The organism is Klebsiella sp. MISC125 (genome assembly GCF_051131775.1).
In the GTDB taxonomy this organism is placed as follows: Bacteria; Pseudomonadota; Gammaproteobacteria; order Enterobacterales; family Enterobacteriaceae; genus Klebsiella.
This window is the reverse complement of record NZ_CP180448.1, coordinates 3280024-3300372: the sequence shown is the minus strand read 5'-3', so window position 1 is coordinate 3300372 and position 20349 is coordinate 3280024. Positions and strand designations below refer to the sequence as shown.

19 protein-coding genes are annotated in these 20349 nt (G+C 55.1%); 11 read left to right on the top strand and 8 right to left on the bottom strand.

Going from position 1 to position 20349, the window contains the following annotated elements; translation table 11 throughout:
• Positions 1-136: 136 nt before the first annotated feature.
• From cybB to ACMYSL_RS15680, 4 genes are all read left to right on the top strand, one after another.
• Positions 137-664 carry a cytochrome b561 gene (cybB, locus tag ACMYSL_RS15695; RefSeq protein ID WP_434659009.1) on the top strand — a complete coding sequence of 176 codons (528 nt, stop codon included), beginning with the start codon at positions 137-139 and terminating at the stop codon, positions 662-664.
• 92 nt (positions 665-756) lie between these two features.
• Positions 757-1230: a GNAT family N-acetyltransferase gene (locus tag ACMYSL_RS15690; RefSeq protein ID WP_434659008.1), complete on the top strand. Its 474-nt coding sequence runs from the start codon at positions 757-759 to the stop codon at positions 1228-1230.
• Between the two features lie 104 nt (positions 1231-1334).
• Entirely contained in the window at positions 1335-1610 is a 276-nt protein-coding gene (locus tag ACMYSL_RS15685; RefSeq protein ID WP_004101746.1) for a metal/formaldehyde-sensitive transcriptional repressor, read from the top strand.
• 23 nt (positions 1611-1633) lie between these two features.
• Entirely contained in the window at positions 1634-2752 is a 1119-nt protein-coding gene (locus tag ACMYSL_RS15680) for an S-(hydroxymethyl)glutathione dehydrogenase/class III alcohol dehydrogenase (RefSeq protein ID WP_434659007.1), read from the top strand.
• Between the two features lie 53 nt (positions 2753-2805).
• Here the strand turns inward: ACMYSL_RS15680 and ACMYSL_RS15675 are convergent, their stop codons facing one another.
• From ACMYSL_RS15675 to pcaH, 5 genes are all read right to left on the bottom strand, one after another.
• On the bottom strand, positions 2806-3084 hold the full coding sequence (locus ACMYSL_RS15675) for a hypothetical protein (protein ID WP_304258785.1): 279 nt from the start codon (positions 3082-3084) through the stop codon (positions 2806-2808).
• A 90-nt stretch (positions 3085-3174) separates the two neighbouring features.
• Positions 3175-5547, bottom strand: coding sequence for a glucose/quinate/shikimate family membrane-bound PQQ-dependent dehydrogenase (locus ACMYSL_RS15670; protein WP_434659006.1), 2373 nt, complete (start codon positions 5545-5547; stop codon positions 3175-3177).
• A gap of 303 nt (positions 5548-5850) precedes the next feature.
• Positions 5851-6774: a LysR substrate-binding domain-containing protein gene (locus tag ACMYSL_RS15665; protein ID WP_304258790.1), complete on the bottom strand. Its 924-nt coding sequence runs from the start codon at positions 6772-6774 to the stop codon at positions 5851-5853.
• A gap of 171 nt (positions 6775-6945) precedes the next feature.
• Entirely contained in the window at positions 6946-7566 is a 621-nt protein-coding gene (pcaG, locus tag ACMYSL_RS15660; protein ID WP_182238388.1) for a protocatechuate 3,4-dioxygenase subunit alpha, read from the bottom strand.
• Positions 7563-8303, bottom strand: coding sequence for a protocatechuate 3,4-dioxygenase subunit beta (pcaH, locus tag ACMYSL_RS15655; RefSeq protein WP_112215764.1), 741 nt, complete (start codon positions 8301-8303; stop codon positions 7563-7565). Before pcaH ends, pcaG begins: the two co-directional genes overlap by 4 nt.
• 237 nt (positions 8304-8540) lie before the next feature.
• On the opposite strand from pcaH, the gene hglS reads away from it, so the two are divergent.
• Positions 8541-9884 (top strand): 2-oxoadipate dioxygenase/decarboxylase HglS, encoded by a 1344-nt coding sequence (hglS, locus tag ACMYSL_RS15650; protein ID WP_434659005.1) that lies wholly within the window; start codon positions 8541-8543, stop codon positions 9882-9884.
• 42 nt (positions 9885-9926) lie between these two features.
• Positions 9927-11435 carry a carboxylesterase/lipase family protein gene (locus ACMYSL_RS15645; protein WP_434659004.1) on the top strand — a complete coding sequence of 503 codons (1509 nt, stop codon included), beginning with the start codon at positions 9927-9929 and terminating at the stop codon, positions 11433-11435.
• Here ACMYSL_RS15645 and ACMYSL_RS15640 read toward each other — a convergent pair.
• Both ACMYSL_RS15640 and ACMYSL_RS15635 read right to left on the bottom strand, forming a co-directional pair.
• Entirely contained in the window at positions 11407-12270 is an 864-nt protein-coding gene (locus ACMYSL_RS15640) for a LysR substrate-binding domain-containing protein (protein WP_434659003.1), read from the bottom strand. The two genes, ACMYSL_RS15645 and ACMYSL_RS15640, sit on opposite strands and share 29 nt — an antisense overlap.
• Before the next feature lie 78 nt (positions 12271-12348).
• A complete protein-coding gene (locus ACMYSL_RS15635) occupies positions 12349-13563 on the bottom strand; it encodes a T6SS phospholipase effector Tle1-like catalytic domain-containing protein (protein ID WP_434659002.1) in 1215 nt (404 codons plus the stop codon).
• A gap of 225 nt (positions 13564-13788) precedes the next feature.
• Here ACMYSL_RS15635 and ycaC point away from each other — a divergent pair, with 225 nt between their 5' ends.
• From ycaC to rimL, 5 genes are all read left to right on the top strand, one after another.
• Positions 13789-14412, top strand: coding sequence for an isochorismate family cysteine hydrolase YcaC (gene ycaC / locus ACMYSL_RS15630; protein WP_112217412.1), 624 nt, complete (start codon positions 13789-13791; stop codon positions 14410-14412).
• Between the two features lie 144 nt (positions 14413-14556).
• Entirely contained in the window at positions 14557-15726 is a 1170-nt protein-coding gene (locus ACMYSL_RS15625) for a pyridoxal phosphate-dependent aminotransferase (protein ID WP_434659001.1), read from the top strand.
• 11 nt (positions 15727-15737) lie between these two features.
• Positions 15738-16511, top strand: coding sequence for an ABC transporter substrate-binding protein (locus ACMYSL_RS15620; RefSeq protein ID WP_434659000.1), 774 nt, complete (start codon positions 15738-15740; stop codon positions 16509-16511).
• Positions 16512-16701: 190 nt separating this feature from the next.
• On the top strand, positions 16702-18357 hold the full coding sequence (locus ACMYSL_RS15615; RefSeq protein WP_287855622.1) for a glucan biosynthesis protein D: 1656 nt from the start codon (positions 16702-16704) through the stop codon (positions 18355-18357).
• Positions 18358-18420: 63 nt separating this feature from the next.
• Positions 18421-18987: a 50S ribosomal protein L7/L12-serine acetyltransferase gene (gene rimL / locus ACMYSL_RS15610; RefSeq protein WP_304258807.1), complete on the top strand. Its 567-nt coding sequence runs from the start codon at positions 18421-18423 to the stop codon at positions 18985-18987.
• A gap of 359 nt (positions 18988-19346) precedes the next feature.
• Here rimL and ydcK read toward each other — a convergent pair whose 3' ends face one another.
• Positions 19347-20327 (bottom strand): YdcK family protein, encoded by a 981-nt coding sequence (gene ydcK / locus ACMYSL_RS15605; RefSeq protein WP_434658999.1) that lies wholly within the window; start codon positions 20325-20327, stop codon positions 19347-19349.
• Between the last annotated feature and the right edge of the window lie 22 nt (positions 20328-20349).

Sequence of the window (20349 nt, the reverse complement as noted above, 5' to 3'; positions counted from 1 at the left end):
AAACGGCGCTAACTGCTTGCTTTTAATCTGATTACATCATGTTCAGCAATAGTTTGTTAATGCTTCGTAAAAGTTAATGAATTTTTAAGGAAAGGTAGTTATGTTGACGGCATCACTGTTTCCTTAAGGGTTTTCCATGCGCGATAAATACTCCGGCCTGCAGATAGGCATCCACTGGCTGGTCTTTTTGTTAGTGATTGGCGCTTATGCGGCAATGGAGCTACGAGGCTTTTTCCCTCGGAGCGCGCGGCCGGTCATTAATATGATTCATGTCTCTTGCGGGATCTCGATCTTTGTACTGATGGTGGCGCGTCTGCTCGTGCGTCTGAAATTTCCCGCACCGCCAATTGTGCCCAAACCGTCGCCAATGATGACGGGCTTAGCGCACCTCGGGCATTTGATTATCTATCTGCTGTTTATCGCGCTGCCGGTGATTGGCATGGTGATGATGTATTATCGTGGCAATCCGTGGTTTGCTTTTGGTTTGACCATGCCCCATGCGGCAGAAAGCAACTTTGAGCTGGTGGATACGCTGAAGGGTTGGCACGAGCTGCTGGCAAACACTGGCTACTTTATTGTCGGCCTGCACGCGCTGGCGGCGCTGATGCACCATTATTTCTGGAAAGACAATACGCTGCTGCGGATGATGCCGCGCAAACGCTAAACATCTTCAGACCCGCTTAGGCGGGTTTTTTGTTTCTTCCTTTGATAATTGTGATAAAAATGTTATCAACAATAAAAATTGAGGAGAAAGGGATGAGAGTTAGAGTTGCCATCGCAGACGAAGCTCCAGCACTTTGGGATATCCGTAATCAGGCGATTCGCCACGGCTGCCGGGAAAGCTATCTGCCGGAAATCATACGCGCATGGACTCCCGATGGCATGCCTGAAGGTTATCGTCATGCGGTTCGCGATAATCCCTTCTTTGTTGTCGATGATGGGCAAGGAAAGCCGGTCGCCAGTGGTTATCTCGATATCGAAGAGGGGAGCGTTGAAGCCATTTTTACCTTGCCGACATGGGAGGGTAAGGGCTGTGCCAGCATGATCATGGCGGCAATTATCGGGGAAGCCAAACAACGTAAGTTCAGGACAATTGCGCTCGACGCGACGCCAAATGCAGCCGGTTTCTATCTACGCCTGGGCTTTATTTCGTTGGGTGAAAAACTCTGGTATTCGAAAATGGCTAATGCTGATTTACGCTGTGAATCTATGATCCTCGATCTCGACTAAGAGTAAATTTTCGCCGCTATGCTACGGTTAAAGCGGCGAGTTGATTTGCCTCTTTAAGCGAAAAAATATAGTATACCCCCCTATATGATTTTGAGGGCGTAATCATGCCACACTCACCTGAAGATAAAAAACGTGCCCTCAGCCGGGTACGACGCATACGCGGCCAGGTTGAAGCGCTCGAACGGGCGCTGGAATCCGGCGAACCCTGCATGACTATCCTGCAACAGATCGCCTCTATTCGCGGTGCCGCTAACGGCCTGATGGGCGAAATGGTTGAAATTCACCTGCAAGATGAACTGGTGAGCGGCGAAACGACGCCAGACCAACGCGCCGCCAGAATGGCGGAAGTTGGCCATCTGCTACGATCCTACTTAAAATAAAATCACGACGAGGAAGAGAGAATATGAAATCACGTGCAGCAGTCGCGTTTGGCCCAGGCCAGCCGCTAAAAATCGTTGAGATTGACGTCGCACCGCCGAAAAAAGGCGAAGTGCTGGTCAAAATTACCCATACCGGCGTATGTCATACCGATGCTTTTACTCTTTCTGGCGACGATCCGGAAGGCGTTTTCCCGGCAGTACTGGGCCACGAAGGCGGCGGTATTGTGGTCGAAGTGGGTGAAGGCGTGACCAGTCTGCAACCAGGCGATCACGTGATCCCTCTGTACACCGCCGAGTGTCGCGAGTGTAAGTTCTGTAAATCGGGCAAAACCAACCTCTGTCAGGCGGTACGCGCCACTCAGGGTAAGGGGCTGATGCCAGATGGCACCACCCGTTTCTCTTATAACGGCGAGCCTATTTATCACTATATGGGCACCAGCACCTTCAGTGAATACACCGTGGTGGCCGAAATTTCTCTGGCGAAAGTTAACCCGCAGGCGCCTCTGGACAAAGTTTGTCTACTGGGCTGCGGTGTGACCACCGGTATCGGTGCGGTTCACAATACGGCGAAAGTGAAAGAGGGCGATACCGTGGTGGTCTTCGGTCTCGGCGGTATTGGCCTGGCGGTCATTCAGGGCGCGGTACAGGCGAAAGCCGGACGTATTCTGGCGGTTGATACTAACCCGGAAAAATTCACCCTCGCTAAAGAGATGGGCGCAACCGACTTTATCAACCCGAACGACTACGACAAACCGGTTCAGGATGTGATTGTTGAACTGACCGATGGCGGCGTGGACTTCAGCTTTGAGTGTATCGGTAACGTCAACGTGATGCGCGCGGCGCTGGAGTGCTGCCATAAAGGCTGGGGTGAGAGCGTGATTATTGGCGTTGCTGGCGCAGGCCAGGAGATCAAAACCCGTCCGTTCCAGTTGGTGACCGGTCGCGTCTGGCGCGGCTCGGCGTTTGGCGGCGTGAAAGGGCGCACTCAGCTGCCGGGAATGGTGGAAGAGGCGATGGCGGGCAAAATTCGCCTCGACCCGTTTATCACCCACCGTATGCCGCTGGATCAGATCAATGAAGCTTTTGACCTGATGCATGAAGGTAAATCCATTCGCACCGTCATTCATTTCGGCGAGAATTGATCTTTCGGTAAAAATAATAACCCGGGCATGCCCGGGTTATCGCTAAAGCAGAATTACTCCCGCCGCAGGTTTTCATAACCGTTTTGCCACCGCCGCTGTTCTCGTCGCTCCCGTTCACGTTGGATATCCGATTTCTCATCTTCCCACACCGAGCAGTTTGGCCCGCTGAACACTTCGCAGGGCTGTTGTTTATCGGCGAGCGGATTCACGGTTTTTTCTTCCCATATCGTCGGATTGCGCAGGTCCACCTCTGGAGCCTTCAACGCCTGAGCCGATGCAGCCATTATCGACATAATGGTGCCCGCAAGCAGGCGGCAGGTTGAACGTTTCATCCATTATCCTTGTTCAGTTGTTATTATTGATAACCATTCGCAATAATAACATAGCTGAATAAGAATGGGCCCCAATCGGGGCCCTTGAACTTACTTCTGCTCCGGGAGCGCGTAGGCGATGATGTAATCGCCGCGGTCCGGCGACTGGCGAGCGCCGCCAGCGTTGATGATGATGTACTGCTTGCCGGTTTTCGGCGAAACGTAGGTCATCGGGCCGGACTGACTGCCCACCGGCAGACGGGATTTCCAGATCTCTTTACCGTTGGCGGTATCAAACGCGCGCAGGTAGAAATCCTGAGTACCGGCGAAGAACAGCAGGCCGGACTGGGTAGACAGCGAAGCGCCCAGCGTCGGCATACCGATAGGGATGGGCATATGCATGCGGATCCCCAGCGGGCCGGTATCTTCAACGGTGCCGACCGGAACCTGCCACACCAGCTTGCCGGTTTTCAGATCCACCGCCGACATGGTACCGAACGGCGGTTTCTGGCACGGAATACCCAGCGGTGACAGGAAACGCTCGCGCATTGCACCAAACGGGGTACCTTCCATCGGCACGATACCCATTTCTATACCGCTGGCGTTTTTCGCCACTTTCTCGCGCGGCACCATATAGTTAGCGAGGCCAAGGCGCATATCGTTGACGAACATCAGACTGTTATTCGGATCAACCGACACGCTGCCCCAGTTCATCCCGCCAAGCGAGCCTGGATATTGCAGAGAACGGTCTTCGCCCGGCGGCGTAAAGATGCCCTGGTGACGCATCTCTTTAAACTGGATGCGGCACAGCAGCAGGTCGACAGGGGTTGCGCCCCACATATCGGACTCTTTTAGCGTCTCGTTGCCGATCATCGGCATACCAACGGAGTAAGGCTGAGTAGGGGAATAGCGCTCGCCTTTGATATCGCCTACCGGAACCGGACGCTCTTCCACTTTGGCCACCGGCTCACCGGTTTCGCGATTGAGCATAAAGATCATGCCCTGCTTACTGGTTTGCACCAGCACCGGGGTGGTGCCGCCTTTGCCGTCAGGTAGATCGTACAGCAGTGGCTGAGAAGGCAGGTCGAAGTCCCACAGGTCGTGGTGAGTCGTCTGGTAGTGCCAGCGCACCTGACCGGTCGTTGCGTCAACGGCCACGATAGAGGAACTGTATTTATCGTCAAGCGCAGTGCGCTCGCCGCCGAAGAAATCTGGCGTAGCGTTACCGGTTGGCAGATAGATCAGATTCAGCTTCGCGTCATAAGACATGGCCGACCAGACGTTCGGCGTACCGCGGGTGTAGGTTTGGCCTTCCGGCGGCTCGCCGGTCAGATTCGGGTTACCCGGATCCCATGCCCACGCCAGCTTACCGGTGTGAACATCGTAAGCGCGCACAACGCCCGGAGGCTCGCCGGTGGAGAAGTTATCCGCCACGCGACCGCCAACCACGACCACATTGCCAGCGACAAGCGGCGTGGAGGTTTGTTGGTAGTAACCCGCTTTGATTTCGCCCATGCCAACGCTGAGGTCAACAATACCGTGGTCGCCGAAGGTCTCGCACAGTTTGCCGTTATCGGCATCAATGGCGATCAGGCGCGCATCGGTGGTCGGCAGAAACAGGCGACGAGAGCAGGCAGCCGGCTGTGTATCCGCAGTGGCTGTTACCTGAGCCTGGCTATCTTCGTAATAGCCTAAGCCACGGCAGCGCTGCCAGTTCGGCGCGGTGGCCTTTGAATCGTAGCGCCATTTCTCTTTGCCGCTATCAACATCCAATGCCAGTACTTTGCTGTAAGGCGTACAAACGTAAAGTGTGTCGCCAATCTGTAGCGGGGTGTTCTGGTCTTCCGCACCGGAGCCGTTACTCTGCGGAATATCGCCAGTATGGGCGATCCAGGCGACCTGCAACTGGTCGACGTTCTGTTTGTTAATCTGGTCGAGCGCAGCGAAACGGTCGCCGTGGGTGGTGTTACCCCAGTGTTCCCAGTTTTTCTGTTGTTCGCCAGCGGCGACCGGTTTGACCGGTACCTCTTCACTGGCGCTGACCAGCGGCTGGGATTTGAACATCCAGCCGAAACTGACCAGCAGCACCACGGCGAAGATCACCGCAAGGCTAAACGCCGGGCCTTTTTTCGCTGGTTGGCGGGAAAGGAACGGCCAGACCAGCGCAGAAAGAAAGGCCAGCACGCCGAGGGCGAACAGGCGCGAGAACAGCGGCCAGTACGTCCAGCCAGCATCGCTAATGGCCCAGATGATAGAGGCGATAAAAGCAATGGCGTACAGCACGATGCCGCCGCGACGGTTACGGAAGATGAGCAGCGAGGCGATAATCATCACCAGGCCCATAATTGCGAAATAGAAAGTGCCGCCGACGGAGGCGAGTTTTGCGCCGAGAATACCGATAGCCAGACCGATGATCAGCATCAGTCCGGCGAGAAGCCACTGCAGGATCCGGGGGAACCCTCGTGGCACGTTGCCAGTTGCCATTTTTTCTCCTTAACCACCCCTGTACAGGCGTGAACCAGATGAATCAATTTTTCAAGTGAAGTCTTTTGAATGAAGTGATTGTGGCCTTCATAAAAGCCTGTTTTTTGCTGTTATTGATTTCAAGTGAACCATTTGGTGAAATCATGGATATGATAGATCTGTTAAATAAATCTACGCAATTGTTAATGAATGATTTCGCACTAATTGATTATTTTGGTGAATGGAGTTGCGCATTCGCGTAGGAAAAAACAACTATTTCCCCGGTTAACAGGACCGTCACCGGGGAAATGATTAAAGCACCAGTCAGACCGGCATGGATTTGCGAATCGCGCTGAGCAAGATCTGCGTGCCTGCGGTAAGGGTGGCATCCACGCGAGTCAGAATGCCGATGGGTTCACCTGCGCCCTGGGTCGGGATGGGTAGCGCCGCCAGCAGTCCGCGGCGAAGGTCGTCTTTTACCGCGCCAGAGGGGACAAACCAGACGTAGTCGTAATCGACGGTGAGCTGGCGCGATAACGAGGCCGACAGCGTTTCAATGCAGCCTGAAGGAATTTTGCAGCCCTGACTTTGCAGCAGGGTTTCAGCGTTCTGACGCGGCAGGGTTCCTTTTGGTGACACGACCACCGGCCACTCCATCACCCGGCTCAGCGTGACCGTCTCCTGAAGCAGCGGATGCCCCGGGCGAACCACCAGCTTCAGGGATTCGAGAAACAGCAGTTCGTAGTTCAAACCGCTCATTAACTCCGGGTCGGACATTCTCCCGATACCGATATCGATTTCACCCGATTTCAGCCCCGCCAGCAGCATAGTGTTGTTCATGGTCGCCACTTGCAACGTGATATCTTTTTGTTGTTGGTGATACTGACCAATTACCGAGGGTAAAACGCCCAGAGCGGCAGTAGGAAGGGCCCCAATACGCACGATGTCGCTGTTAAGACCTTCTTTGCGATTCAGCGACTGGCCCGCGGTATTGAGTGCATCAAGCACCTTAACAGCATGAGTCAGAAACTGTTCACCGACCAGCGTGAGCTGTGCACCCAGTCGCCCGCGTTCAAACAGCCGCGTGCCGGTTAGCTGTTCAAGCTCATTGAGCGTCTTTGATAAAGCCGGTTGGCTAAGATTTAAGGTTTCAGCCGCACGCCCAAGAGTTCCCTGTTGAGCGACGGCCACGAAGGTATGTAGATGGCGCAAGCGAATGCGCTGACTGAAAAGACCATTTTTTTGCATAATCAATGTTAAAAACAGAGGTGCGCCAGTGACAAGTAATGTTGATTAAATTTGTTAACTTCATAGCAAAATATTATTAACATTTTATCTTATTATTTTACAAGTTGATTTTGTTGAGATTGTTAAAAAGAGAGGCCCCCGGTGAGCGGGGGCATGAAAAGAAGAGAAATGCTAGATATCGAAGAAGACGGTTTCGTTCTCGCCCTGCAAATGAATATCGAAGCGGTACACGATTTCATTGCCGCGAACTTCGCGTTGCGCGATAAGAGTCTGGCGGCGCACTTCCCACTCAATCAGATTCAGTACCGGGTCGGCCTGGTTCGCATCCTGTTCATCACAGAAGTACATCCGCGTGTTGAGGCCAATGTTAATCCCGCGTGCCACTATCCATAAATTCACATGCGGTGCCATTACGCGGCCATCGCGACCGATAACGGAGCCGGGTTTAATCGTTTCAAAGCGCCAGATACCGCTGGTAAAGTCCGAGCAGCTACGCCCCCAGCCGCGAAATTCCGCATCCTGCTTTTTGTTCTGCTGCCTGTCGTCAGGATGGTTATAACGCCCGGCGGCATTGGCCTGCCAGATCTCCAGCAGCACATCGCGTACCGGCGTCCCGGAGCCGTCAATCACCCGGCCTTCGATAGTAATGCGTTCGCCTTCGGTGGCCGGCGTGGTCAACGTCGGACCAAAGTTCTTTTCAAAGATGTGAAAACCGGCGGCGTCCGGCGCAAGGCCGATGTGTACGTAAGGACCGGCGGTCTGCGAAGCGGTTTCAGGTAAAAAATCTTTCATCGGGCGGCCCCCTGAGTGCGGTTTTCGAACAACGTCGCGCGATGACCGCGCAGCACAAGGTCAAAACGGTAGGCCAGAGAGTCCAGCGGCACGGCGGCGTGGGTATCCAGCTCGGCGATTAACGTCCGAATAGCGTCATCATTATTGATGGTTTTGACGATAGGGCACTGTTTAATCAGCGGATCGCCTTCGAAATACATTTGAGTGATTAAGCGCTGCGCCCAGGCTTCGCCGGAAAGAGAGAAGTGGATATGCGCCGGTCGCCAGTCGCTCGCCTGGTTGCGCCACGGATAGGGGCCTGGCTTAATGGTGCGGAAACAGTAATAGCCGTTTTCGTCGGTCAGTACCCGACCACAGCCGCCAAAGTTAGGGTCGATGGGAGCAAGATATTGATCTTTCTTATGCCGATAGCGACCGCCTGCGTTAGCTTGCCAGACTTCAACCAGCGTGTTTTTCATCGGACGGCCAAACCCATCGCGAACGTAGCCGTGCACAATGATGCGCTCGCCGATGGGCAAACCCTCTTTGGCATAATTAAGGATAAGGTCATTATCCAGTGCGCCCAGATCATCACTGCTGAACACCGGTCCGGTAATTTCTGAGAGTGAGTTTTGAAGGGAGATCAGCGCATTGCGCGGTGAACGCAGAACGCTGGTTTTGTAGCCCGGCGCGTAAGCGGGAGGATGGCTGTTGTAGTCGCGATGCAGAACCTCGCGCGGTGACCATTTATCGTTCATAGGGTACTCCGTTTTATCGGTAGAGGGGCATGTTGTTGTAATATCGCCATAAGCAGTGTGTGTAAATGTTTTGTTAATTTAAAGTGAAATTAAAGGGTGTTTTTCATAACCATTGGTTATGAAGTGGTCAGCTAAAAGAAGTCGCTCAGCTATCCGCATCACAGTTTGTAAATTCTTCCCGCCGCCTGCGAGCAGCTTTCCTACACTCCAGGGAGTATTCACTGGAGGTAAGACATCATGGCGAACACCATCACGGCTGATGAGATTCGGGAACGCTTTTCGCAGGCGATGTCGGCGATGTACCAGCAGGAAGTTCCCCAGTACGGGACGTTACTGGAGCTGGTGGCCGACGTTAATCTGGCAGTACTGGAAAATAACCCGAAGCTGCATGAACAACTGGCCAATGCCGATGAGCTGGCGCGGCTGAACGTTGAACGCCACGGCGCGATCCGCGTCGGAACGGCGGAGGAACTGGCGACCTTACGTCGCATGTTTGCCATCATGGGAATGTATCCCGTTAGCTATTACGATCTGTCGCAGGCCGGGGTCCCGGTTCACTCGACCGCGTTTCGGCCCATTGACGACGCGGCGCTGGCGCGCAATCCGTTTCGGGTTTTTACTTCTCTGCTGCGCCTGGAGTTAATTGCTAACGTTGAGCTGCGCAATCGGGCGGCGAAAATTCTCGCCCGCCGCGATATTTTCACTCCTCGCTGTCGTGAACTGATGGCGCTTTATGAAGATAAGGGTGAATTTACCTCTGCTGAAGCACGCGAGTTTGTCAACCAGGCGCTGGGAACCTTTCGCTGGCATCGCCATGCCACCGTTGATGATGAAACCTATCACGCGCTGCATGAAGAGCACCGGCTGATTGCCGATGTGGTCTGTTTCCCCGGCTGTCACATCAATCATCTGACCCCACGCACGCTGGATATCGACCGGGTACAGGCGCTAATGCCGGAGTGCGGTATCACGCCGAAAGCGCTGATTGAAGGGCCGCCGAGGCGTGAAGTCCCGATTTTACTGCGTCAGACCAGTTTTAAGGCTCTTGAGGAGCCGGTGATGTTTGCCGGGGAGCATAAAGGCACGCACACCGCCCGCTTTGGCGAAATTGAGCAGCGCGGCATTGCGCTGACGCCGAAGGGCCGCGCCCTCTATGACCGGCTGCTCAGCGAGGCAGGGGTGGGCAAAGATAATCTTAATCACCAGCGCCATTTGCAGGAAGTCTTTAGCGCGTTCCCGGACAGCGAATTTCTGCTGCGCCAGCAGGGGCTGGCCTGGTTCCGCTACCGTCTGACCCCTTCAGGCGAAGCGCATCGCCAGGCGTTTCGCCCGGGCGATGATCCGCAGCCATTAATCGAACGTGGCTGGGTGATTGCGCAGCCGATCATTTATGAAGACTTCTTACCGGTGAGCGCCGCGGGGATTTTTCAGTCGAACCTGGGCAATGAGATTCAGTCCCATAGCCATGGCAATGCCAGCCGCGAGGCCTTTGAAACGGCGCTGGGCGGCTCGGTCTATGATGAGTTTGAACTGTATCGACAGGCGGAAGAGCGCAGCAAACGACGTTGCGGTCTGCTGTGAAATCAGTACTCTGCTGGCATGAGTCGTTAAAGGAAGCAGGTCATGCAGAATCCGTCTACCCCGCTGGTGAAAACCCGGCAGGGCACCTTATCGGGCACCTCCGAAGAAGGAATACACATCTGGCGCGGCATTCCCTATGCCGCACCGCCCGTCGGCAATCTTCGCTGGCGCGCGCCGCAGCCTGCCGCCCGTTGGCAGGGCGTGCGTCAGGCTGATACTTTCTCCGCTTCCAGCTGGCAGGATATTGAGTATTGCCGTGAACTTGGCGGCGGCGATCCCGGCAGCTTCTCAGAGGATTGTCTCTACCTTAACGTCTGGTCACCCGCCGCTCGGGCGCGCGCTTTACCGGTGATGGTCTGGCTGCATGGCGGTGGTTACACCATCGGTGCCGGCAGCTTGCCACCCTACGACGGAAAAGCGCTGGCTTCCCGCGAGGTGGTGGTGGTGACGGTCAACTACCGCTTGGGACATCTGGGCTTTTTTGCTCATCCAGCGCTGGAAGGCGAAGATGGCGAAAGAATCTATAATTTTGCTCTGCTCGACCAGATTGCCGCGCTGCAATGGGTTCAGGAAAACATCCATGCCTTCGGCGGCGATGCTGCCAACGTAACGCTGTTCGGCGAATCTGCCGGAGCGCGCAGCGTGCTGTCGTTGCTGACCTCGCCGAAAGCCAAAGGGTTGTTTCATAAAGCGATCATTCAAAGCGGCTATACCTTGCCGGATTTGCCGCGCGAGAAGGCGCTGGCGAAGGGGCAGTTGATCGCTGAACATTTCGCTTTGCCGCAGGCTAGCGCCGAACAGCTTCGGGCGATCCCGGCTGAGGCGTTCTGGTCGCTGACCGCACCGTTAACTATCGGCCCGGCACCTATCGTTGGCGATGCTGTCCTGCCGCAGCCGATGCTGGAAACGTTCTTTAGCGGACGCCAGCATCCGCTGCCGGTGATGATTGGTTCAAATAGCGACGAGGCCAGCGTCATGGCGGTGTTTGGCGTCGACATCGCCGGGCAAATCCAGAAACTGCGTCGCGAACGCCGCTTTGGTCTCGGGTTAATTAAACTACTCTATCCTGGCGTCAAGGGGGATGAAGCGCTGGGACGCGAAGTGTGTCGCGACATGGCGTTTACCACGCTGGGCTACGTGGTCATGCAGGCGCAGCAGCGTATAGGGCAGCCGTGCTGGCGCTACTGGTTTGATTATGTTGCCGAGGCCGAGCATGAAACCTATCCGCACGGCGCGTGGCACGGCAACGAAGTGGCATACGTTTTTGATAATCTCGAACTGGCTGAGCCGGTGCGTAATTATGCAAATGAACGCGATCGGGATTTTGCGGCGCAGGTTGCGGATTACTGGGTTGAATTCGCCCGGCGAGCGGGCGGCGGCTGCCAGGAGCTTTCAGGGACGGTACGCTGGCCCGCCAGCTTGCGTGGGCGCGATCGGTTGTTGCGAATCGGGTTGCACAAGCAGGCGGGTTTTAAAGTAGAAAACCGATTTATGCGCGCTCGCCTGGCGCTGTTCCGCCGGGTCATGAAACATCATGTGACCCTGGATTAATCAGCTCTTCACGAAAGCGCGCCAGTCCGTCGGCTTTGCTTTGCGAGGATCGCACCACCAGCCGATAGCTGGCACCGGTTTTCACGCTAAGGGCAAAAGGGCGCGTCAGGCGACCGGCGCGTAAATCCTCCGCCACCAGCGTTTCGTCGGCGATAGCTATCCCCAGCCCCTGCATGGCGGCGGTTATCGCCAGATCCATTGTATCGAAATGTTGGTTTTTACTCATCGGCAGTGGTTTCTCGGGGGAGAACTGCGCCAGCCACAGCGACCAGTCGGTTTTGTCCCGCGTCGGATGTAAAAAGGTCATCCCACTCAGCGGGTTATCGCCTGCCGCCGTACGGTTCATCACCGGCGTCAACGCCTCTTCAAACAACAGTTCGCCCGCACTGTGGTGGCTGCCGAAGATGATCGCTGCGTCATAAGGCTCGGTTTTGAAATTAACGCTATGTTCGGTGGTAGTGGTCAGGGCGACCTGCAGTTCCGGATGGCGTTGCTCAATGGTGACCAGACGCGGTACCAGCCAGCGAATGGCGCAGGTAGGTGCTTTCAGGCGCACCACGGTTTGCTGCTGACGGGCCTGCTCTGCGACCGTCACCAGGCGGGCGAAAGCGGATTGTAGCTCCGGGTAGAGCGCGCTGCCTTGCGGGGAAAGCCGCAGTCCGCGAGCGTGGCGAACAAACAGCGGGAAACCAAACCAGCTTTCCAGTGCCGCAATCTGTCGGCTAACTGCACCCTGCGTCAGGCACAGCTCGCGGGCGGCGTGGGTTAAGTTGAGATGCCTGGCTGTGACCAGAAAGGTTTCCACGGTATTAAATGGCAGGGCGCTTCGCGACATGTCGCCTCCAGCTATGCGTTTTGATCATAACCAGTATGTCATGGCTATACCGCGCAAGTCACCCTGCCAGCGGGCGGTTCAGAGGGGGGCCAGCGGTTCACTACCCGCCACGCCAACCCACTCGTAGCGCTGAGGGAGATTAACGGGCCGATAGTCGCTTGCTGCCATGCGCCGCTTAACGGATTGGTGAATCAGCGCGCCCTCAGGAATCAACCTTGGTTCCCCTCGCGGAAGATACCAACCCAGCCAGTCCCGACGCTCACGCCACTCCCTGGCTTTCACCTTTTTTGGCAACCATTCGAGAGGGATCCAGGACAGCGTCAATGAACGATGAATTTCAGCCATTTCATCCGGCGCGGCGTAGCGATATTTACTGCCCTGGCGCGGCTTGCCGGAAACCATTTGATTAATATTGGCCTGATTCACCAGCAGGCCGTACGACCGGGCTTCTTCTATCATCCAGGCCAGCGGAAATTTTGACAGGCCGCTCTCCGTTTCCGGATATCCGCCGCCGATATCCGCATGAACGCCCGCAAACCAGACCTGTTTAACATCCTGCGTAATATCGCTTTCAGGCTTAAAAGGTTTGGCTCTAAAAGATTGGGGTTCGAGCCAGTGATGCAGTCGAAACATCCGACGCCGTTCATCGATGGCGATGGCCTGGCGAAGGCACTTCACAATGGGGTTTTTCTGGGTATAGAGCAGCTTTTCCACATCCAGCAGCAGGCCGAATTTTTTTGGGATCAGTATTGAGGAGACGGTATCCCACACGCCGATAAACTCAATCTGAATCATCCGCGTTCCGGCGACCCGTGAGAAGTGCCATGCATCGGCCAGCGCTGAAGAGGGCTGCTTGCTCTGATGAGGTGGTTCATTGCTTAAACTTGCGCGCTTGTAGGCGGCGAGGGCGTATTCGGCGAGATTCAATTGGTCTTTATTGAGAAGGCCAATCATGTTCACCATGGCCGCCAGTACGCGAACGGTGTACGCCCCACGGCTAAAGCCGAAAAGCCACACTTTATCTCCCTGAGCATAATTTTCACAAAGAAAGCGGTAGGCGCAAAGGATGTCTTTATCCAGGCCGAAACCGGTGGCGAGTTCAAACCATCCACGGACTTTTTGTCGCAACTGTTGCCAGGCGTTGTGCTGACCAATAGTGCCAATTCCAGGTTGATAATAGACGCATTGCGCTGCGTTTTTGCTCATCACCCGGTAAAGTTTCAGCACATTTGACAGCTCCGCCTTCACTTCATTACCGGTTCCATCACAACAGATAACGACATTTTTGCTCATTATTTTCTTCCTGAAATCAAAGACAAAAAAGTGCCAGGAGTATCCCTGCGGTTGGTGTTGCTTTTTAGCAGTATGCCACGGCTTGTTCCGCAAATGGGACAATGCGTCTCACATTCAGCGGCTAATCCTCAGCCAGTGATTACACTATGATCAGTTCTGCTAACCAAACAATCCGCTAAGACTGCTTGCAGGCGGAAAATCTGATGTCGAAATGAGGAAGAGACCATGGCCAAACCGTATGTTCGTCTGGATAAAAATGATGCCGCTGTGCTGCTGGTGGATCACCAAACGGGACTGTTATCACTTGTGCGTGATATCGATCCTGATAAGTTCAAGAACAACGTCCTTGCCCTTGGCGACCTGGCGAAGTACTTCGGTTTGCCGACCATCTTAACCACCAGCTTCGAAAATGGTCCCAACGGCCCGTTGGTGCCGGAGCTGAAAGAGCAGTTCCCGGACGCGCCCTACATTGCTCGTCCTGGCAACATTAATGCCTGGGATAACGAAGATTTTGTTAAGGCCGTCAAAGCCACGGGTAAAAAGCAGCTGATTATCGCCGGCGTCGTGACCGAGGTTTGCGTGGCATTTCCGGCACTGTCGGCGATTGAAGAGGGCTTTGATGTCTTTGTGATAACCGACGCGTCCGGCACGTTTAATCCGATTACCCGCGATGCCGCATGGGATCGCATGTCGCAGGCGGGTGTGCAGTTGATGTCGTGGTTTGGCGCAGCCTGTGAGCTACATCGCGATTGGCGCAATGATGTTGAAGGTCTGGGGACCTTGTTCTCCAACCATATCCCGGACTATCGCAATCTGATGACCAGCTTTAACCTCTTAAATCAGAAATAATTTCTCTCACGGTCGGCAGCTCTGCTGGCCGTTTTCACCTTAAGCCATGATCGCTGTGCATAGCTACTATGACAACAATTCGATTGTCGCATCCCGAACCTTTGGATTGAATGTTTATGCAAATAAAGTGAAAAAGGATTAACCATGGCCCTCAGTTCTTCGGTGAGCACCCGCTCTAAACTGCCGGATGTCGGCACCACTATTTTTACCGTGATTGGTCAGCTATCCGCGCAGCATAATGCCGTAAACCTCTCTCAGGGCGCACCGAATTTCTCCTGCGACGAACACCTTGTCGAAGGCGTGACCCGGGCAATGGCGCAGGGGCATAACCAGTACGCGCCGATGACCGGTTTGCGCGTGCTGAAAGAGCGCATCGCCGAAAAAATCGCCGCGTTGTACGGCACGCATTACGATGTGGACGACGAGGTGTTGATTACCGCCAGCGCCAGTCAGGGGATCTACTCCGCCATTAGCGGGCTGGTGCATCCTGGCGATGAGGTCATCTATTTCGAGCCCTCTTTTGATAGCTATGCGCCAATCGTGCGCCTGCAAGGGGCGACGCCGGTGGTGATTAAGCTGACGGTACCGGATTTTGCCGTTAACTGGGATGAGGTTCGCGCGGCGATTACCCCACGTACGCGGATGATCATTATTAATACTCCGCACAACCCAAGCGGGCAGGTGTTTTCAGCGGATGATTTAGCCCAGCTAGCGGCGCTAACTCGCCATACCGACATTGTGATCCTGTCAGATGAAGTTTATGAACACGTGGTTTTTGATGGCGCACAGCATCACGGAATGGCGACTCACCCGGATCTGGCGGAGCGCAGCGTGATTATCTCCTCATTTGGCAAAACCTATCATGTCACCGGCTGGCGGGTGGGTTACTGTGTCGCCCCGGCTGCACTGATGGACGAAATTTGCAAGGTGCATCAGTTTCTGATGTTTTCCGCCGATACCCCGATGCAGTATGCCTTCGCTGACCATATGCGCGACCCGCAATCCTGGCTCTCGCTGGCCTCGTTTTATCAGCAAAAGCGCGATCTACTCGTGCAGTTGTTGGCGGACTCGCCGTTTCGGCTGCTGCCGAGTGCGGGCTCTTTCTTCCTGCTGGCGGACTACGGTCATTTCAGCGAGGAAAGCGACAGCGAGATGGTCAAACGGCTGATTACCGATTATGGCGTTGCCACGATCCCGCTATCGGCGTTTTATACCGATGGCACTGATAACAAATTGATTCGCCTCTCTTTTGCCAAAGATGAAGCGACACTGCGGGCCGGTGCTCGGGCACTGCGTCACGTTAAGCCATGCTAAGGAGCCACCTGATGAAGATAAAAGCCTTTACCCTCGCGCTGGGGATGATTTGCACTTTTTCCTCGCTGGCGGCCAGCGAGCTGCGCTACGGCGTCGAAGCAGAATATCCACCGTTCGAAAGCCGCAACGCGGCAGGGGAACTGGTGGGATTTGATATCGAACTGGGTAATGCAATTTGCCAGGCGGCGCAGCTGAAATGCAGTTGGGTTGAAACGTCGTTTGATGCCCTGATCCCGGGGCTGGTGGCGAAGAAGTTCGATGCGATTAACTCGGCCATGAACATTACCGAGCAGCGGCGCAAGAGTATTGATTTTACGCAGCCTATTTACCGTATCCCTTCGCAACTGGTAGGCAAGGCGGATAGCGGGATGCAGGCGACGCCGGAAGGGCTGAAGGGGAAAACCATTGGCGTCCTGCAGGGATCGATTCAGGAAACCTTCGCCAAAGAGCACTGGGAAAAGCACGGCGTTACCGTCGTCGCTTATAAAGACCAGAATATGGCGTGGGCCGATCTGCTTAACGGACGCATTGATGCCTCGCTGGTGATGTCCGCTGCCGGGCAGGCAGGGTTCCTCAGCAAACCGCAGGGCAAAGGATTTGGTTTTATCGGCAAACCGGTGGCTGACGATACTATTCTCGGCAGCGGGATTGGCTACGGCTTGCGCAAAGGGGATGAGGTGACGCAAAAACAGCTGAACGCGGCGATCGATAAAGTTCGCGCTGATGGCACCATCACGCGTCTGGCGGGCAAATATTTCCCCGGTATTGACGTCAGCGTCAAATAATCGCCATTCCCCCGAGGTCTGACCTGCGGGGGAATTCGGTCTGGTCCGGTGGACATATTTTTTTCACGCTTTTTCTGCCGCCAACAATTGGATTATCAATCGTTTTTGTCTAGAGTGAGCGACATTCACGACGCATGAGTTTGTTACGTCGCGTCTCAATTCACATATGAATAAGGATGCTTTCTCAGGCATGAACCGCAGACGTTTTCTCAAATCTTCCATGGCTGTTGCCGCCGTATGCGGAACGTCAGGAGTCGCCTCTCTGTTCAGTAAAGCCGCGTTCGCCGAGGATTCGGGAATTGCCGATGGGCTGACGCGCCGTTTTGACTACTCCGTGCTGCAATCGATGGCACATGACCTTGCCCGTCAGCCCTGGGGCGGAGCGCCTCGCGATCTCCCGCCGACGCTGGCGAACCTGACCCCGCAGGCCTACAACAGCATTCAGTATGATGCGGCACACTCTCTATGGAGCAATATCGAAGAGCGCAAGCTGGATATTCAGTTCTTCCATGTGGGGATGGGGTTCCGCCGCCGTGTGCGCATGTTCTCGCTGGATTCGCAAAGCCAGCAGGCGCGGGAAATTCACTTCCGCCCGGAGCTGTTTAAATACAATGATGCCGGCGTCGACACCAAACAGCTGGAAGGCCAGAGCGATCTCGGTTTTGCCGGGTTCCGCGTCTTTAAAGCCCCGGAGCTGGCGCGTCGCGATATCGTCGCTTTCCTCGGCGCAAGCTACTTCCGCGCGGTGGACAGTACTTATCAGTATGGTCTTTCTGCCCGTGGACTGGCTATTGACACCTTTACGGATACGCCGGAAGAGTTCCCGGACTTCACCTCTTTCTGGTTTGAAACCGCCAAACCGGGAGCGACGGTATTTACCGTATACGCCCTGCTCGACAGCCCGAGCGTCACCGGAGCCTATAAGTTTGTCGTCAACTGCCAGGAAACGCAGGTGATTATGGATGTGGAAAACCACATCTATGCGCGTAAGGACATCAAACAGCTGGGCATTGCGCCGATGACCAGTATGTTCAGCTGCGGCAACAACGAACGCCGGATGTGCGACACCATCCACCCGCAAATCCATGACTCCGATCGCCTGTCGATGTGGCTGGGCAACGGCGAGTGGATTTGTCGTCCGCTGAACAACCCGCAAAAGCTGCAATTTAACGCCTACCAGGATAAGAACCCGCGCGGTTTTGGCCTGCTACAGCTGGATCGCGATTTCTCCCACTATCAGGACATTATGGGCTGGTATAACAAGCGCCCAAGCCTGTGGGTTGAACCACGTAACCAATGGGGCAAAGGGGCCGTCAGCCTGATGGAGATCCCGACCACCGGCGAAACGCTGGATAATATCGTTTGCTTCTGGCAACCGGCGAAACCAGTGAAAGCCGGGGATGAGCTGGACTTCCGCTATCGTCTCTACTGGAGCGCGCAGCCGCCGGTACGTTCCCCGCTGGCGCGGGTGATGGCGACGCGCACCGGGATGGGCGGCTTCCCGGAAGGTTGGGCGCCGGGCGAGCACTACCCGGATAAATGGACCCGTCGCTTTGCCATCGATTTTGTCGGTGGCGATCTGAAAGCTGCTGCGCCGAAGGGCATTGAGCCGGTGATTACCCTGTCGAGCGGTGAGGCGAAGCAGATAGAGATCCTCTACGTCGAACCGTTTGATGGCTATCGCATCCAGTTTGACTGGTATCCGACTTCGGATTCTACCGACCCGGTGGAGATGCGTATGTTCCTGCGCTGCCAGGGGGAGGCGATCAGCGAAACCTGGCTGTATCAGTATTTCCCGCCAGCGCCGGATAAGCGCAACTACGTTGATGATAGGGTGATGAAGTAATCGCTCCTTGTCCCGCCCGCAGAGGTGATTCTGCGGGCGTTTGCCTTTCTGTAAGAGTGCGCTATGTCTGCTGAAAACACCCCCATGCAAGAACAAATCCCCGTGACCGACGCGCTTTCCCTGCGTGCTGTTGATGAACGTCACGTCACTGAGTTGCACCAACTGGTGATTAAAAACCAGCACTGGCTTCAGCAATCGCTGAGCTGGCCCGCTGAGGTCAGCCACGAAGATGAAACCCGCCGCCACGTGCAGGGCAACGTGATGCTGCATCAGCGCGGCTACGCCAAAATGTTTTTGCTCTTTTTGCATGAAGAGATTATCGGCGTGCTGTCGTTTAACCAGATTGAACCGATTAACAAGACCGCGTATATCGGCTACTGGATTGACGAAAGTCATAATGGGCAGGGGCTGCTCTCTCAGGCGCTACAGGCTTTTATGGATTATTACGCTCGCAGCGGTACGGTTCGCCGGTTTGTGATCAAATGCCGGGTGGCGAACCATAAGAGCAATCAGGTAGCGTTACGCAATGGTTTTACGCTTGAAGGGTGTCTGAAGCAGGCCGAGTTCCTCAACGGTTCGTATGATGACCAGAATATCTACGGGCGAATTATTGATTGTGATGGGCAATAAATCTGAGGTTCTTCCCGGAGGCGATGCTGCGCATCTGTCCGGGCTACAACCCCCACAGACCGCCCGGACTCGTAGCCCGGGGGCAAGGCTTACAAAAAACCGACTATGGGCGTGCGGGTAATATGCTGGTTCTTCCCGGAGGCGATGCTGCGCATCTGTCCGGGCTACAACCCCCACAGACCGCCCGGACTCGTAGCCCGGGGGCAAGGCTTACAAAAAACCGACTATGGGCGTGCGGGTAATATGCTGGTTCTTCCCGGAGGCGATGCTACGCATCTGTCCGGGCTACAACACCCACAGACCGCTCGGATCCGTAGCCCGGGCAAGGCGCGTTGAGCGCCGCCCCCGGGGAGTAAGGCTTACAGAAAACCGACGATTGGCGTACGGGTAATATGCTCGTCGCCGCTAATAACCTTTGCGCCTCGAATGTGAATGGCATCGCCAGCGCTTGCCTCAACTCGTGCGCCGTCGCGAATTGCCACCTGATGTTCAATTATCACATCACCACAGATAGCCGCGTTTCCCTCTATTAACACCTCATCATCAAGCAGGATTGGCCCACCGCGCAGGTGCGCATGGCCGCCGACCATCACCCGGTGCTTAAGCAGACAGTTTCCCTCTACGATTGCATTTTCCGCGACCTGCGAGCTGTAACGCAGGGTTGGAATGGCGTCCTCTTCGCGCCCGGCGATAATCCGCGCGTTGCCGTAGACCCTGGCGTTATCACAAACCCAAACATCGTTCTCGTCGTTACCTTCCAGTCGGGCATTGTCAAAAATCTCCGCTCGATGTTCGACGAACGCGTGTTCAACAAAGGCATCACCGTAAATTTGCGCCTGATGGACAATCCGCGATGTGCTGACCGTCGCCCGCTGATAAATACGCAGGATCTTATCATTGTCGGCGGTGAGCCCCTGAGCGGCGATAATCAGGCAGTGGGGGAGGATCCGCGCGTCGTCCGCCAGATGGCAACCCCCCCGAATCCGGGATGATTCTATCGTGACGTTGTCACTTATTCGCGCGTGATAGCTGATGTGTACGCTATCCAGGCGGGCATTATCGCTAATGATGACGCCGTGACCGATCACGCACTCGCCGGTCAACCGCGCGTTGCCCTCAATCTTCGAACCATCAAAAACGGCGCTATTGGCATCATAAATCCAGCATTCTCCACTGTGGCTCAGCGCCTCTTCATCGTCCAGCCAGCCGCCTTCGTCCCCGACTTTCACGTCAGCGAAATCACGCAAGGCGACAATTTGCCGCAGATTTGCGCTATGTTTGTTCCCGTCCTCTTCATAGTGAAACTGGCGAACCTTCTCACTGAGGCAATATTTGCGCATCGGACTTTCTCATTACGTATGG

Bases quoted from the DNA above. Each gene is read 5' to 3' on its own strand.
- ACMYSL_RS15665 (WP_304258790.1), bottom strand. From the start codon at position 6,774: ATGCAAAAAAATGGTCTTTTCAGTCAGCGCATTCGCTTGCGCCATCTA.
- rimL (WP_304258807.1), top strand. From the start codon at position 18,421: ATGTCTGCTGAAAACACCCCCATGCAAGAACAAATCCCCGTGACCGAC.
- ACMYSL_RS15680 (WP_434659007.1), top strand. From the start codon at position 1,634: ATGAAATCACGTGCAGCAGTCGCGTTTGGCCCAGGCCAGCCGCTAAAA.
- ACMYSL_RS15615 (WP_287855622.1), top strand. From the start codon at position 16,702: ATGAACCGCAGACGTTTTCTCAAATCTTCCATGGCTGTTGCCGCCGTA.
- hglS (WP_434659005.1), top strand. From the start codon at position 8,541: ATGGCGAACACCATCACGGCTGATGAGATTCGGGAACGCTTTTCGCAG.
- cybB (WP_434659009.1), top strand. From the start codon at position 137: ATGCGCGATAAATACTCCGGCCTGCAGATAGGCATCCACTGGCTGGTC.
- ACMYSL_RS15670 (WP_434659006.1), bottom strand. From the start codon at position 5,547: ATGGCAACTGGCAACGTGCCACGAGGGTTCCCCCGGATCCTGCAGTGG.
- ACMYSL_RS15620 (WP_434659000.1), top strand. From the start codon at position 15,738: ATGAAGATAAAAGCCTTTACCCTCGCGCTGGGGATGATTTGCACTTTT.
- pcaG (WP_182238388.1), bottom strand. From the start codon at position 7,566: ATGAAAGATTTTTTACCTGAAACCGCTTCGCAGACCGCCGGTCCTTAC.
- ACMYSL_RS15645 (WP_434659004.1), top strand. From the start codon at position 9,927: ATGCAGAATCCGTCTACCCCGCTGGTGAAAACCCGGCAGGGCACCTTA.
- ACMYSL_RS15690 (WP_434659008.1), top strand. From the start codon at position 757: ATGAGAGTTAGAGTTGCCATCGCAGACGAAGCTCCAGCACTTTGGGAT.
- ACMYSL_RS15635 (WP_434659002.1), bottom strand. From the start codon at position 13,563: ATGAGCAAAAATGTCGTTATCTGTTGTGATGGAACCGGTAATGAAGTG.
- ACMYSL_RS15640 (WP_434659003.1), bottom strand. From the start codon at position 12,270: ATGTCGCGAAGCGCCCTGCCATTTAATACCGTGGAAACCTTTCTGGTC.
- ACMYSL_RS15685 (WP_004101746.1), top strand. From the start codon at position 1,335: ATGCCACACTCACCTGAAGATAAAAAACGTGCCCTCAGCCGGGTACGA.
- pcaH (WP_112215764.1), bottom strand. From the start codon at position 8,303: ATGAACGATAAATGGTCACCGCGCGAGGTTCTGCATCGCGACTACAAC.
- ACMYSL_RS15675 (WP_304258785.1), bottom strand. From the start codon at position 3,084: ATGAAACGTTCAACCTGCCGCCTGCTTGCGGGCACCATTATGTCGATA.
- ACMYSL_RS15625 (WP_434659001.1), top strand. From the start codon at position 14,557: ATGGCCCTCAGTTCTTCGGTGAGCACCCGCTCTAAACTGCCGGATGTC.
- ycaC (WP_112217412.1), top strand. From the start codon at position 13,789: ATGGCCAAACCGTATGTTCGTCTGGATAAAAATGATGCCGCTGTGCTG.
- ydcK (WP_434658999.1), bottom strand. From the start codon at position 20,327: ATGCGCAAATATTGCCTCAGTGAGAAGGTTCGCCAGTTTCACTATGAA.